13 protein-coding genes and 1 tRNA gene are annotated in these 13,228 nt (G+C 40.1%); 9 read left to right on the top strand and 5 right to left on the bottom strand.

Going from position 1 to position 13,228, the window contains the following annotated elements:
• The first annotated feature begins 4 nt into the window (after window positions 1–4).
• The 4 genes from P150_RS0111890 (at window position 5) to P150_RS0111875 (ending at window position 2,981) form a co-directional block, all read left to right on the top strand.
• The gene (locus P150_RS0111890; RefSeq protein WP_028897880.1) at window positions 5–1,186 is read left to right on the top strand and encodes a hypothetical protein; all 1,182 of its coding nucleotides are present in this window, start codon (window positions 5–7) and stop codon (window positions 1,184–1,186) included.
• A gap of 140 nt (window positions 1,187–1,326) precedes the next feature.
• Window positions 1,327–2,307 carry an AraC family transcriptional regulator gene (locus P150_RS0111885; protein ID WP_028897879.1) on the top strand — a complete coding sequence of 327 codons (981 nt, stop codon included), beginning with the start codon at window positions 1,327–1,329 and terminating at the stop codon, window positions 2,305–2,307.
• A gap of 91 nt (window positions 2,308–2,398) precedes the next feature.
• Window positions 2,399–2,632: a hypothetical protein gene (locus P150_RS0111880; protein WP_028897878.1), complete on the top strand. Its 234-nt coding sequence runs from the start codon at window positions 2,399–2,401 to the stop codon at window positions 2,630–2,632.
• A 22-nt stretch (window positions 2,633–2,654) separates the two neighbouring features.
• Window positions 2,655–2,981, top strand: a complete 327-nt coding sequence (locus P150_RS0111875; protein WP_028897877.1) for an RteC domain-containing protein — start codon at window positions 2,655–2,657, stop codon at window positions 2,979–2,981.
• A gap of 87 nt (window positions 2,982–3,068) precedes the next feature.
• On the opposite strand, the gene mobA is transcribed toward P150_RS0111875, so the two are convergent.
• Window positions 3,069–3,485 carry a conjugal transfer protein MobA gene (gene mobA, locus P150_RS0111870; protein WP_028897876.1) on the bottom strand — a complete coding sequence of 139 codons (417 nt, stop codon included), beginning with the start codon at window positions 3,483–3,485 and terminating at the stop codon, window positions 3,069–3,071.
• A gap of 710 nt (window positions 3,486–4,195) precedes the next feature.
• Here mobA and P150_RS0111860 point away from each other — a divergent pair.
• The 3 genes from P150_RS0111860 to P150_RS0111850 all read left to right on the top strand — a co-directional run bounded on the left by P150_RS0111860 (window position 4,196) and on the right by P150_RS0111850 (window position 7,325).
• The gene (locus P150_RS0111860) at window positions 4,196–4,624 is read left to right on the top strand and encodes a DUF3408 domain-containing protein (RefSeq protein WP_028897875.1); all 429 of its coding nucleotides are present in this window, start codon (window positions 4,196–4,198) and stop codon (window positions 4,622–4,624) included.
• 792 nt (window positions 4,625–5,416) lie between these two features.
• On the top strand, window positions 5,417–6,400 hold the full coding sequence (locus tag P150_RS0111855; RefSeq protein WP_018360139.1) for a hypothetical protein: 984 nt from the start codon (window positions 5,417–5,419) through the stop codon (window positions 6,398–6,400).
• 1 nt (window position 6,401) lies between these two features.
• Window positions 6,402–7,325 (top strand): putative phage abortive infection protein, encoded by a 924-nt coding sequence (locus P150_RS0111850; RefSeq protein ID WP_028897874.1) that lies wholly within the window; start codon window positions 6,402–6,404, stop codon window positions 7,323–7,325.
• A gap of 184 nt (window positions 7,326–7,509) precedes the next feature.
• Here the strand turns inward: P150_RS0111850 and P150_RS16485 are convergent, their stop codons facing one another.
• The 4 genes from P150_RS16485 to P150_RS0111830 all read right to left on the bottom strand — a co-directional run bounded on the left by P150_RS16485 (window position 7,510) and on the right by P150_RS0111830 (window position 10,822).
• A complete protein-coding gene (locus P150_RS16485) occupies window positions 7,510–8,562 on the bottom strand; it encodes a site-specific integrase (protein WP_036932215.1) in 1,053 nt (350 codons plus the stop codon).
• A 274-nt stretch (window positions 8,563–8,836) separates the two neighbouring features.
• Window positions 8,837–8,909, bottom strand: a tRNA-Lys gene (locus tag P150_RS0111840).
• Between the two features lie 172 nt (window positions 8,910–9,081).
• Window positions 9,082–10,185, bottom strand: coding sequence for an AI-2E family transporter (locus tag P150_RS0111835; RefSeq protein ID WP_028897873.1), 1,104 nt, complete (start codon window positions 10,183–10,185; stop codon window positions 9,082–9,084).
• 25 nt (window positions 10,186–10,210) lie between these two features.
• Complete coding sequence (locus tag P150_RS0111830) at window positions 10,211–10,822, bottom strand: thymidine kinase (RefSeq protein ID WP_028897872.1); 612 nt, start codon at window positions 10,820–10,822, stop codon at window positions 10,211–10,213.
• A 457-nt stretch (window positions 10,823–11,279) separates the two neighbouring features.
• On the opposite strand from P150_RS0111830, the gene rsmI reads away from it, so the two are divergent.
• Entirely contained in the window at window positions 11,280–11,999 is a 720-nt protein-coding gene (gene rsmI, locus P150_RS0111825; protein WP_028897871.1) for a 16S rRNA (cytidine(1402)-2'-O)-methyltransferase, read from the top strand.
• Window positions 12,000–12,065: 66 nt separating this feature from the next.
• A complete protein-coding gene (locus P150_RS0111820) occupies window positions 12,066–12,977 on the top strand; it encodes a hypothetical protein (RefSeq protein ID WP_028897870.1) in 912 nt (303 codons plus the stop codon).
• Window positions 12,978–13,228: the final 251 nt, after the last annotated feature.

Here is a 13,228-nt window from a genome sequence, read left to right as displayed (position 1 = left end):
AAAAATGAGAACAACAACATTGAAGAACATAGCCCTTTTTGCTATGCTGGTCGGCTCCATAGGGCTGACGTCCTGCGACAAAAATGATGACCCCAAACCAACGCCCAACGAGGTGCAACAGCATTTTGCCTTTGTGCATTATGTGGACAAAAGTGCTTACGTCGGCACGTTCGGTGATTTGACACCTCAAGCTACCGACAACAAGAAAGCATTCGAATTTGGCTTTGGGTGTTATCTCTTCGCAAAAGGAAACACGGTACTTGTGCCCGAAGGGAAATTCGGAGATAAGGTACATAAGTTTACAAGAGGGGCGCACGGCGAATTGCTAAAAGCAGGTACGATGACCTTTGAACAGATGGCGCAACCCGGAGAAATCAATTTTATCGACGAGCAACGGGCATATGTCGCTTTGCACGGAAGGGGAAAGATTGCGCTAATCAATACCGCTACGTTGCAAAAAGAAGATGAAATCGACCTCTCGCCTTATGCCGTTCAGGACAATAATCCCGACCCCGGTTGCAACGTCATTCGAGACGGAAAGATGTATGTAGCCCTCAACCAGCTCAATTCGCCCCACACCTCCGTTCCGGGGACGGGTGCAGAGGTGGCTGTTATTGACCTTAAAACGAAAAAGACTGAAGTCATTAAGGATAGTCGCACAAGTGTTGTCGGATTGTTCCGCCATTCCGATGCCTTTATGGACGAGCGGGGAGACATCTACTTTTACAGTGCGGGCAACAACTTCAACGTTGCCAATAAGGAAGGTTTCCTGCGTATCCGCAAAGGAAGCGACCAATGGGACGCCGACTACCTGTTCAACCTGTCGAAAACGACCATCAAGGGAATAGGAAAGACCGGACAGTATATGATTAAGTCTTACTATGCGGGCAATGGCATTGTATATAGTTGCTTGAAAGTAACGGATACGGAATTTGGAATACTCAAGAAAGACTTCCAACCCGTGAAAATCGACATTTGGAACAAAACCATCGAAAAACTCGATTTGCCGATGACCGACAGCAATGGCTCTTTTGCCATAACTCGCTACAAGGATTTCATCGTCTTTGGTATGACGTGCAATAACGGAACGGGCTACTATACCTACAATACCAAGACGGGCGAATGCTCCCAAATACCCGTCGTTACTGCCGTGGGAGTACCGTCAAGTTTAGTCGCGTTTGAGTAAATCCCTATCGCAAGAGTATTCCCTCAAAAAGGAATACTCTTGTTTTTTATAGAGCATGTGATTCAACAAGGATAAAAATATAAGAAAATCCTCTTTTTTTATCCTTGTTTATTTGTAAATTTGCAGAAAGGTATAATGATATGACCATAGAATTTTGTGCAATCAATAAGCCAGAAGATTGGATGGAGATGGTTGCCGAGCAATTCGGCACATCGGTAACGAACGATGGTTTTACCGTTCCGCCCTCAGTGGGCAGCGGCTTTTTCAAGCAATACTACCCGTTGTCATGGCTCACATTGACCTACATCAGTTTCGTATCGTACGAACCGATGACAATGGTGCGTCGCTCGGTGGAAAACTCGAAATGGATTCCTGTGATGTTCTATATCAACGAGCATAAGCACGAGCAGATTATCGGCACAAGCACGAAAACGGTCGGGGTGGACACGCTCGACGGTATCTTTATGCCCTCAAGCAATATCCCTACGGAGTGGACTTTCGCTCCCAAACGGCAGTATGAAAACATCACATTGACCTTCAACAAGGATTGGATAGAGCAAATGGATACGGCTCACGAAACCTACATCGGTCGGCTGCTCCGGTCGGACAAGTCTTTTTATCTATTCGAGACTATCACACCTGCGATGCAACAAGTATTGGATGGCATCAAGGCGATAGCCAAAAGCGATGCGCCTTTCTATCCCCTCCATCTGCACGGAAAGGCAATAGAACTGCTGACAATGTTCCTCGAAAAACTCGAAAAACGTTCGGAGGTAAAATCTCTTTCCAACTTGAATTTGAACGATGTGGAGGCTGTCTTTCGTGTCCGTCGTCAGATTTTACAAAGTTTAAACAACGTACCGAGCATTCCCGAACTGGCACGTGAAGCAGCAATGAGCAGCTCCAAACTGCAAAAATGCTTCAAGCAGGTTATCGGCAAGGCGATTGCCGAGTATGCCCTATCCGAAAAGATGGAATGGGCAAAACGACTGCTTTCCACTCGTCTTTACTCTGTATCCGAAGTAGGCTATAAAATCGGATATGCCAATCTCAGCCACTTCACGGAGGCTTTCCGCAAATATCACAGAATAAAACCCAAGCAATATCTCGACTCTTTGTGAGTTTTATGCAATAGGGATATTACTTGCCGTTTGAGGGTTATTTTGCCCTGAACAATCTTCAGAACTTTGCCTGCAAAAACCATCAGGCAATATGAAAAGACTTATTAAAAACGCATCTTTTGAGATGCTATTCTCTAATAAAAGTACGGAAGCAACCGATGACCTTATCAGAGAAATCATAAAGTTGGGGAATAGTGAAGAAAATCTTGTTTCATTGTTTCGCACATTGAACTTTACTCGATTCCATTTAAGAGGTATGGTTGAAAAAATAGGTATAACAACCGAAATGGGGAAAAAATATATCGGAACTGCTCTGTGTTATTGACACAGAGTTGCTATTGTTGAGGATGCGAATGCAGGGGCTTCTTCCTGCTTTGCCAGTCAGACCTGCGAAGAAACTCCGTTGGACAGGCAGGGCAACAGACTTGGTCGAACTACTCTATGCACTCGATACCTATGGCTGTATTAACGATGGTGAAATTGGTATAGAAGAATTGGCAGATGTCTTTTCTGAAATCTTGGGTGTAGAAATTAAGAACTGCTACAACGTCTATATGAACATGAAACACCGCAAGGATGACAGTCGCACCTATTTCCTTGATGACCTCCGAGAGAAAATGAACAAACGAATGGTTGAGAGTGACCTGAAAGGCGGAAAATACAAGAAACGATAAATGCATTCAAATGCTTAATCAGGCTTCCCGAAATGAGAGGGAAGCCTGATTTTTGTTCATTAAGGAATAATAATGCACAGTAAAAGGCTATTGCCGATGTTGCCATTTCTCCTGAAACTCACGGGTGAGTTGTACGATTTCACCTCCAATTATTGCCAATTCAAACGTCATTTTCTCCAACTTGGCAAGCATCGCAAAGGCTTTTTTCTCAGTAAAGTTGCTCTTCAAAGCGACAACTGTCTGGTTGTAATTCACTCCGACACTGCGAAATTGTCCGTACAAAGTCGTCTGTTTTTGATAATAGTCAAGCAAGGAACGATCCACTTTTATCACTCGGAAAGTCTCGTTAAAGACCCTTGCCTTGATGAATAGTGACAGACTTGGCACACCGCTTTCCTCTTTCATCGTGAGGAAATGAGCGTATTCCGTCGGCGTGAAATTGACCGAAACACGCTTTTCTGTCTTCTCTTTGGAGCGTGAGCTCCGAATTTTCTTCATTTTCATTTCTTACTTTGGATTTTAGTGTTTCACGGCGTAACCGGCATTCAGAATGTGGCATTCTCTCCTCCAAGAAAAACGACTTCGGAGTTTTTTTCAGCTCTCTGCAAGAGCAAGGGTTTTATGCTGCAAAAACGGAGTCGTGCTGCATAAAACATACCTTGCTATTTGCCCGATGCAAATAAGTCTGTCCATAAAGGACGAAAACGAATCACTCAAAAAAGAGCACTTTATGTCTCGAAAGCTTCGGCTTACCGCTTGGGTGCAAAATTACTAAGCGTCATGTCTAACTCCGTTACCTCATATGAAGTCACAACTATCCAAATTAACGCCACAAGTACGCACTAAAGGAAATCACGCTGATTACAGCATCTCCGAGCCATATATTTGCACTGTCGAATATGTCGGTGGAGGGATGCGTCTTCGATAACATCACGTTTCGATGAGCGATATGAGCGAGGGTGTATATCAAAGAGCATATCCTTGATTCTTTCACTCGAACGTGGGAATGTGCGAAAGCAAATACAATCGAACGATTGTATTGATGGACGCTAATTAACATCTCCACAGAAAGGGTATGAACGAAAGGATGTAGCCCTGCTGGTACAAGCCAATTATTGGACATATCTCCGATAACGGATGTATTCATCTCCATCGGTAAATATCTTGGCAACGTAATGAACAGTGAATTGTATAACAATAAAAATTAAGGAAGTATGACAGAGAACCAAAACGGCAAGGTAGATCCCGTTGCTATCCGAGAACTTATTTCACAGGGTATTCCCATGAAAAGAAAAGAGAGTGAGATAAAACACTCTCAATCTGAAGAGCTGTGTGTTGAATCGGAACGTCCAAATGACGAACCAATGTCAAAGGATTTATCAAGAGTCCCAAGAAAAGAAAGGCGAAAGGCTGATAAGGGCGATTATGAGTCGCTTTTCATCTGTCGCAACGCCCTGAAAAATCGCAAGACCATCTATATCGCCAAAGAGCTACAGGATACATTGGCGGAGATAGTCATGTCTATGAGGAATAGAGATATGACTATCGGCATCTATGTGGAGAACATCATCTTGCATCATCTTGAGACCTACAAAGATGAAATCAACAGATTGGCAGAGATAAAATTCAAGAAGCTATTGTGAGGCATTTAGCAATGGCTTTTTGTTACTTTTGAGCCGTATCAACTCACTGTCAAAAGTAACGAACTGTTTTTCATTGGGGGGGCTTTGTCCGCCCGAAGCATAAGAAAGAAAAGGAGCGGTCGGCAAATCTGCCGACCGCTTTACTTCATCTGTTCTTCTTGAATGATTATTTTTGATTTTATGCGGATTCCAGAGGAGAGGGAGTTTGAGTTTCAACTTTTCTTTTTCCCTGCTTCTCGCATATCCGACATTTTCTTATGCGTTTTTCCGTCAGGTCGGTCGTTTTCGTTTCAGTGGCGTAAAAAGGTAGGGCTTAGGACAAACAAGGTTTTACGGCGAGAATACTACCTGCAATGAAATGGAAGTGTGGAGATTGTCGTCTAAACGGCTTGCCGACCCGACCTTTTTTTGTCCGTAGAAGCCAGGAACTACCTTTGCCGCTGACAACGAACAACCGATCCCGGACATGATACACGGGCATAAGTGGAGGATGTGCAGAGAGAGAAGCAGGGTGAAAACAAAAAACGCCGTCTTCGGAGACTGCATTTCATCATAAGAATAGAATACACAGAAAACAAAAAGCCGTCCCAACAGACGGCTTTACGAAAAAATTAAGAGAGAAAATTCTTTTTTCTCACGACATACCCTTATCTTTGCAATAGGTTCTTTGAGCCATGCAAAATGCTGTATATCATTGTTATAGTTTTATCGACTAATTGTTTCTACAGTATTCTATAACTCAAGAATCTGTTGACATTCAATTAGTAATTTAAAATAAAAGAGACACATCTTATGGCAAGAAAAATTAGTTTAGCCCTCTATCAATTATCGATAAACAGAAAAGGAAAAAGGGATGACCGAATAGTGCTTTCGGACTTTATGAATGGATTTGATATTATTGATATTATTAACGAATTGTTTAACACCTTAAGGTATAATTCAGTAAATGAAGATGTTGCTCAAAATCGAGATGAAGAAAAATTCTTTCGAATTATGAAAAGAGATGGGAGGGATTTGCTATTTACTGACGGAAGGTATATCTCTGGAATTATTGAAACAGGTGATTACGGAACAGAAGAAAATATGGTTAATGTTTTAACTGGAGAAGCAACACATACCAAGAGTGTAAATGAAGCTCTTCTTATTCCTTTCTATTTCCTTTTTTATGTTCCTGAAGATTCTAAAGTTGCTTTTTTGCTTTTAGAAAGAATAGGGAATCTAGGTATCTATAGCTTATTGGAAAGTAAACTGAGAGGATATTTAGCCCCCCGAATTATTGAAGATGATGAAAACAATTTTGTTTTAAAAATCAATCCATTAGTTTTACAAAGACTTATAAATCAACATCTTGGTTCTATAGGAGGAGGGGCAAAGAAGATAACTTTTGAACAGGTGCACAAGGAAGATCTCAAAGTTTCGCGCATGACAAACAATGAAATATCTAATGATGAGGTGGGAAATACAGAAATTGTTTACACTGCTAAAAGAAATAATTTCTTTAATATCAGAAGCCTTCTTAATAGAATACAGCGTGTTGATTCATCTAATGTTTTTAGCATTGAAGGTGTGCAATATGGAGATGTTAAATTTGAAGTAATAATTGAAGGGCAAGCAAGGCAGTTATCAGTAAAAGACATAGAAAAACTGGGAACTTTTATGGATATAACAGACAATGTTGAGCTTGCTTCAAACAATTATCCTACTTATGAGTCGCTTAATAGGCAAGCACATCTGTTGACAACATTTATTATAAGGGAAATACAAGAGGATAATTAGAATGAAGAAAAATTTGATGTTTTGGATGGCAATTATTTTTTTAGTTGCAGGCATACTCCTATGTGTATACTTTTTGTATATGGGTATTTCACAAAAGGTGTTTAGTAATAGTTATGTTGTTGAACAACTAAAGAATAACCTTGGAAGTTTTATTTCAGATACAATTGGTATACTCTTTACAATAACAGCAACTATCTTCTTATTCATAACATTCAGAGAACAACGGAAACAGTTTGAATTATCTAAACAGTCTCAAGAGCAATCTCGCTTTGAAACGACATATTTTAATCTCCTATTAATGTTAGATGATGTTAGGGATAATGTGAATAAAAACATTGCTCAACACTTTAATACCCCCAACATTACAACGATATGGGACTATTATGGATTAATGAAAGAATATTACACAATCTATCCAAAAGAAGAGAACAAGGATAATTTTGAAACTATTATGGATAGGCTGTCAAGCAATTCATTGGATACCGAGAAAGATATGGCTCAAGGCTGTATACTAGATTTTTTTGATTCATTCGTTGGAAAGCACAATTTTAGTATAGGCTATTTTTTTAGATATATTTACAATACGATCAACTTTGTCGTGACAGAAAGGAATGCAGTTCAAGATAAAACCGAGAATACTGACATTCAACGTTATTTAAATATTTTACAAGCACAATTGTCAGACGAAGAATTAGCCTTGATTTTTTACGATGCTCTTTCATCCTTTGGAAAAAATAAGTATGGGTATAAGCAATTTCATACTTTATTAGATACATACCAATTTTTGGAAAATATTAACGAGCATTTTTTATTACATAGAAATCATCATGTATTTTATCAAAAAACATTTTTCAAATTTTTAAATAGAGATGAGAGGCGTTTAAAAAAAGAAATGCCTCTAAAGAGAGATATCTTTCATGGATAACTAATAAAAAAGTAGATAAATATTTGTCTTTCTGTTTAGAAAATAATATTTTTGCAAAACTAAAAAGCGGTTCTTTGAAATGGCAAAATAAGGTGGAGTATAGAAGTTTGCTGGTTTCCTTATCGTTACCTCCCTTTATTAACGAACAACATAATCTATTGATTATTTGACGCTTATAAAATTCTCAATGCCTTGCCATATGAAATGTGACGTTCTTGTCAATACCGCATACCGTTGCAATTTCTTTCAAATAATCATTCATTTTTTGATTGCTGATAACAGGTAGCAATTGACCGTTTTTAAGTTTTCCCTCGTATTTGTTTAGGATAGCTTTCGGAATATCCAGTAAACGGATGTTTGATGTTACTTTTGTCTTGTGACGTTTCTTTATAATCCACAAATTATCATCGAATGCCATACGGATGTCGCTGCGGGTTAATTCGCATATATCCACGTATGAAAGTCCGGTATAACAGCTAAAAATAAAAATATCCCGTACCTGTTCCAATCGCTTTGAAGCAAATTCTTTATTGCATAACCTGCTTATTTCGTCCTTGTCAAGATACCCTCTTTCGATATACTCGAATTTAAGTTTGTAATGAGCGAACGGGTCAGCAGTAATTAATCCGGTAGCTTGTGCAAAGTTTACCACTGTACGGAAACGTTGGATAAACTTCATTGCTGTATTGGGTGAACAATCGTGGTTCTTTATTATATATAGGTAGAAGTTCTCAATAAATACCTTATTAATTTGACGTATCGGTAAGTCTGATACACGATATTCATCTTTCATGTATTCTATCAGGCGTAACTTTGTCAGTTCATATCGGCTGTAGGTTTTGGGGGTCGCTTCACCTGCTGCGACCTTTTTCTTGTACTGGTCGTTGTGCTGGGTGAAAAAAGAAATGATGGTATTGGCTTCTTCCTCTTTTCCCAAAAGAGCATTTTTCACGCTTTCGGGGGTAACATAGCTATCCCGCATTAATTGGTTGTGGAAGTGGGAACGGATATTTGCCTTAATGTCGTCCAGCATGGAGTTAAGCCTTTGTATCTCCATTGATTTACCTATGGCTCTGCCGGATTTCCAGTTGGTTTCAAGGACTTCTAACTTGGTATTGAATTGGGTTTGTTTGCCGTTGATTGTGATACGGGCATGAATGGGTACTAAACCACTCTTTTTCATCTTGTCTTTTTTCAGGTAAAACAATACGCTGAATGTACTCTTTTCATTTTTCATAATCTCACTTTTTTTAGATTGCAAAACTAATTTTAATCACTGTAAATGAGATAAATAGAGTATAGACAAATCACGTCAAAAGTAAGCCATTTTCCGACAATCGTACCCCCTAATCGTTTTTTGGGGAAGGGGGTACGATTTGGATACTAAAGTGTGTCTTTTCGTGCCCCTTTTTTGTCTTTCAGGCAAGACTGAAAGATAAAAAAAAGTCCTACAATACGTTGATATTGTAGGACTTGTCTCTTTTTTGTCGCCGTTTGGCTTTGTTCTTATGTGATCCGCATGGGGCTCGAACCCATGACCCCAACATTAAAAGTGTTGTGCTCTACCAGCTGAGCTAGCGGATCCTCCAAACTCTCTTTTTGAAAGCGAGTGCAAAGGTAAATATTTTTTTTTAGTATGCCAAATTATTTGCAGACTTTTTGGTACGAGAAAGTCTATTAGGTATTCTTTCTAACCAATACCGCTATTTCAAATCTACAAAATATTGTAGATAAAACAGAAATCTTCGCCCGTAAATTATGCTATTTCATCTGGAAATATTTCCGTCTCCTCATCCTTCGTTTCTTTTGTTACGTACCGTTGCCAGTATGCAATGAGCAAGGTGGTAAGAGGAAGGGCGATAATCAATCCGATAAAGCCCAGCAAAGCTCCCCACACGGACAAGGAAAGAAGAAGGATGGCTGGGTTTAACCCCATTGCCTTTCCCATTATCTTGGGTGTAACCACCATATCGCAGATGAGCTGCACCACGACGAACACAATGATTGCTGAAAGGAAAATCAACCAAAAATTCTGTCCGGTATCGGCAGCTTTCAGCAATGCGAGCAATGCTGCCGGAATTAATGCAAAGGTATGCAGGTAAGGCACAAGATTGAGAATGCCTATCAGGATTCCCATACCGATTGCCATCGGAAAGCCGATGATGGTAAATCCAATGGCAAAGAGGATGCCCATAATGAGCGATACCATCCCCTGACCGCGAATGTAATTGTTGAGTTCGCGCTCAACGTCCTTTGTCAAACCCATCCAAAAAGGTCTTACCTTCTTTGGGAATATCTTTATCCACTTCGATGTCAGCATTTCATAATCCAAAAGGATAAAGAACATATATAATAAGGTAATAAAGGATGCAATGATGGAAAGAATAATACTGGCTGTCTTGCCGATAACCGAGAACACTTTGGGCATTGCCGTTTTCAGCGCATCGGTAAAATCCGGGCTCTTCAGGAATTTATTTATTTCCGACTGATGCTCTTGTATCCAGTCGCGAACGGCAGTAGCTATGCTGTTTGAACTGGTTGAGCCTTGCAAATATTTCGTCGCAATGGCAACGAGTTTGTCGAACTGCTCTATCAATGGCGGTACGATGAAAAGGAAAATGCCAAAGCCTACTGCTACAACAAGAAGCATCGTAACGATAATGCTCAATGCACGTGTCGGAACGTGCAGTTTGTATTGTACAAATTTCACGATAGGATGCAGCAGATATGCGAATAGCCACGCTATGAAAAATGGCAGCAGAACACCAGAAAGCATATCCAGTATAAGAAATGCCACAATTACGCCTGCAACTATCAGTGCCCAACGTATGAATTTATCGAAAGTGATGGGGTGTTGCATAGTCTTGGAATTTATAATGTGTAAGTTATTTTCCCGATTCCGAACCTGCGCTTCGTTCCACCTTTAGTGATTTCTGATAGCAATCTCGGCAAAGTGGTTCATATTCTTGCTGTTCGCCGAGCAAAACCCTATGGTCGTTCTGCACAAGTCGATGACTGACGTATGCTAATGCGCCGCATTTCACACAAATTGCGTGTACCTTTGTTACTTCATCAGCGATTGCCAGTAAGGCAGGAATCGGACCGAAAGGAATGCCCTTAAAGTCCATATCAAGTCCGGCAACGATAACCCTGACACCATTGTTGGCCAATTGGTTGCATACATCCACCAGTCCTTCATCAAGGAATTGTGCTTCATCGATTCCTACAACTTCTATATCGGAAGCAAGCAGCAGAATATTGCCTGAAGAATCGATTGGTGTTGAATGAATAGCCGTTTTGTCGTGGCTCACAACATCCTCATCCGAATAGCGTGTGTCAATAGAAGGCTTGAAAATTTCAACCTTCTGCTTTGCGAATTTCGCACGTTTCATTCTGCGAATGAGCTCTTCCGTCTTCCCGGAGAACATACTTCCACAAATCACTTCGATGCGTCCTTGCCGACGTCTTTCTCCATTCAAATTGTCCATTAGTGTCATAGTAGTTGCAAAGATAGAAATTTTAATAAGAAAACGCAACTAATCAACTTAAAAGTTCTCTGTCTTTTCTGCTTTACAAATAATCTCATACAATGTTTCTACCCTATACATCTTTAAAAGAAATGGTTTGTGATTGTGAAAAATAACAAAAAGTGTCAATTTAAATGATTCTCTCCTTTAATATATGTAAGCCTTTCACAACCATCAGCAGCATTTATATCAAATTGAAACAGAAAAATTATCATATACCTATTTTTACAATTCTGTATTGGCAATTTGCAGATACTTTAGCCAAAATGATTACAAATAGATTGGAACACAAATGATTTATTTGCTCTGTTTTTCAAAATATACAGACAGGATTCATCGTTTTGCGTGCAATCTATATAATTTTCTACTGTAAAAAATCATAATTTATTTTGGAATTTCATACTTTTCTTTTACATTTGCAGCACTTATGGGTATATTATATCTTGTACCAACGCCAGTGGGGAATATGGAGGATATGACTTTTCGTGCCATCCGAATCCTTAAGGAAGCAGATCTCGTGCTCTGCGAAGACACACGCACGTCCGGGATTCTGCTCAAGCATTTTGATATAAAGAATCATCTAATGGCGCATCATAAGTTCAATGAGCACGGTACTGCTGCAAGCATCGTGAACCGACTGAAGGCAGGCGAGACAGTAGCACTCATTTCCGATGCAGGAACGCCCGGTATCAGCGACCCCGGATTCTTTTTGGCGCGCGAAGCAATCGCATCAGGCATCACGGTGCAGACCTTGCCCGGGCCAACAGCAATGATTCCGGCCTTGGTTTCCAGCGGATTTCCTTGCGACCGTTTCTGCTTTGAAGGCTTTCTCCCACAGAAAAAGGGACGGAAAACGCAGATAGAAAGTCTAGCAGACGAGACACGCACAATGATATTCTATGAATCTCCATACAGGGTATTGAAAACATTGGAGCAGTTTGCCGAAATATTCGGCAAGGAGAGAATGGTCAGTTGCTGTCGCGAAATCTCCAAATTGCACGAAGAGAGCGTGCGTGGCACGCTGGAAGAAGTAATAAATCACTTCAAGGAGACAGCCCCAAGAGGCGAATTTGTAATCGTCTTGGCTGGAAAAGAGAAAACAAAGACAAAAGAAAAATCAAATAAATCCCAAACGACCAACCAATAAGAATAATTAGATATTAACATTGAAGAACGACAACTCTTCTAACATTGACAATTTAACACATTGAATATGAAAAAACTATTCATCCTCGCAGTTTGCAGTGTGATAGCATTAGCATCCTGCCAAGACAAGAAAGGTACAATCAATCCTGCCGAACTTCAGAACGATTCATTGCGTGCCATCATCGAAGCCCGCGATAGTGAACTGGATGCTATGATGGCATCTATGAATCAGATTCAGCAAGGTTTCGATGAAATCAGTAAGGCCGAAGACCGTATTACCCTTGCAAAGCAAGGCGAAGGTATGAAGGCCGAGGACAAGATTCGTGAAGACATCAAGTTCATTGCGCAGCGTATGGCTGAAAACCGTCAGCTCATCAAGGATTTGCAGGCTAAGTTGCAGGCTACCGGTTTCAAGGGAGAAGAAATGCAGAAGACCATCAACAAGCTGATTGCCGAAGTAAATGCTAAGGATGCAAAACTGAAGCAGCTTCAAGCTGAATTGGAAGCAAAGAATATTCACATCAAGGAACTTGATGAAACCATTGAAGGTCTGAATACAGACGTAAAAACGCTGAAGACTGATAAGGAAAACCTGACAACGGAAAAGAAGAATCTTGAAACAGACAAGGCTAATCTCCAAACTGAATCAAAGCAGAAGAGCGAAACAATCTCCGCACAGGATGCTCAGCTCAACACAGCTTGGTATGTATTCGGCACGAAGAAGGAACTCAAGGAACAGCGCATTCTTGCAAGCGGAGAAGTGCTGAAGAGCAGTTTCAACAAGGATTACTTCACAAAGATTGATATCCGTAACGTGAAGGAACTCAAATTGTACAGCAAGAAGGCGTCTCTGCTTACCTCACACCCGAGCAGCAGCTACTCGCTTGTAAGAGATGCTTCCGACAATTACATCTTGAAAATCCAAGATCCACAACTGTTCTGGAGTACAAGTAAGTATCTGGTAGTTCAGGTAAAGTAAAAAAGCACAAAATACTACATACGAAGAAGCAGGCGGTTCTATTTGGAATCGCCTGCTTTTTTATGCCCTCACGGATTGGTTGGATTAAGATTTCCCTTTTCCACTTTTGTGTATTTCTATTCCCATCATCTATACCTTAAACATTGGTGATAAATCTAAAAAGCAACTGTTTAAGTTGAAAATAGAATGAAAATATTTAAAATTTTCATATTTTTCCTTATCTTTGTAAGCAAATGCATAAATAAAAGCCT

It is taken from the genome of Prevotella sp. HUN102, assembly GCF_000688375.1.
In the GTDB taxonomy this organism is placed as follows: domain Bacteria; phylum Bacteroidota; class Bacteroidia; order Bacteroidales; family Bacteroidaceae; genus Prevotella.
This window is presented reverse-complemented; position numbering and strand designations above follow the sequence as displayed.

What these genes read in the sequence shown, in the direction of transcription:
- P150_RS0111890 (WP_028897880.1), top strand. Translation starts at nt 5, where the DNA reads ATGAGAACAACAACATTGAAGAACATAGCCCTTTTTGCTATGCTGGTC.
- P150_RS0111885 (WP_028897879.1), top strand. Translation starts at nt 1,327, where the DNA reads ATGACCATAGAATTTTGTGCAATCAATAAGCCAGAAGATTGGATGGAG.
- P150_RS0111880 (WP_028897878.1), top strand. Translation starts at nt 2,399, where the DNA reads ATGAAAAGACTTATTAAAAACGCATCTTTTGAGATGCTATTCTCTAAT.
- P150_RS0111875 (WP_028897877.1), top strand. Translation starts at nt 2,655, where the DNA reads ATGCGAATGCAGGGGCTTCTTCCTGCTTTGCCAGTCAGACCTGCGAAG.
- mobA (WP_028897876.1), bottom strand. Translation starts at nt 3,485, where the DNA reads ATGAAAATGAAGAAAATTCGGAGCTCACGCTCCAAAGAGAAGACAGAA.
- P150_RS0111860 (WP_028897875.1), top strand. Translation starts at nt 4,196, where the DNA reads ATGACAGAGAACCAAAACGGCAAGGTAGATCCCGTTGCTATCCGAGAA.
- P150_RS0111855 (WP_018360139.1), top strand. Translation starts at nt 5,417, where the DNA reads ATGGCAAGAAAAATTAGTTTAGCCCTCTATCAATTATCGATAAACAGA.
- P150_RS0111850 (WP_028897874.1), top strand. Translation starts at nt 6,402, where the DNA reads ATGAAGAAAAATTTGATGTTTTGGATGGCAATTATTTTTTTAGTTGCA.
- P150_RS16485 (WP_036932215.1), bottom strand. Translation starts at nt 8,562, where the DNA reads ATGAAAAATGAAAAGAGTACATTCAGCGTATTGTTTTACCTGAAAAAA.
- P150_RS0111835 (WP_028897873.1), bottom strand. Translation starts at nt 10,185, where the DNA reads ATGCAACACCCCATCACTTTCGATAAATTCATACGTTGGGCACTGATA.
- P150_RS0111830 (WP_028897872.1), bottom strand. Translation starts at nt 10,822, where the DNA reads ATGACACTAATGGACAATTTGAATGGAGAAAGACGTCGGCAAGGACGC.
- rsmI (WP_028897871.1), top strand. Translation starts at nt 11,280, where the DNA reads ATGGGTATATTATATCTTGTACCAACGCCAGTGGGGAATATGGAGGAT.
- P150_RS0111820 (WP_028897870.1), top strand. Translation starts at nt 12,066, where the DNA reads ATGAAAAAACTATTCATCCTCGCAGTTTGCAGTGTGATAGCATTAGCA.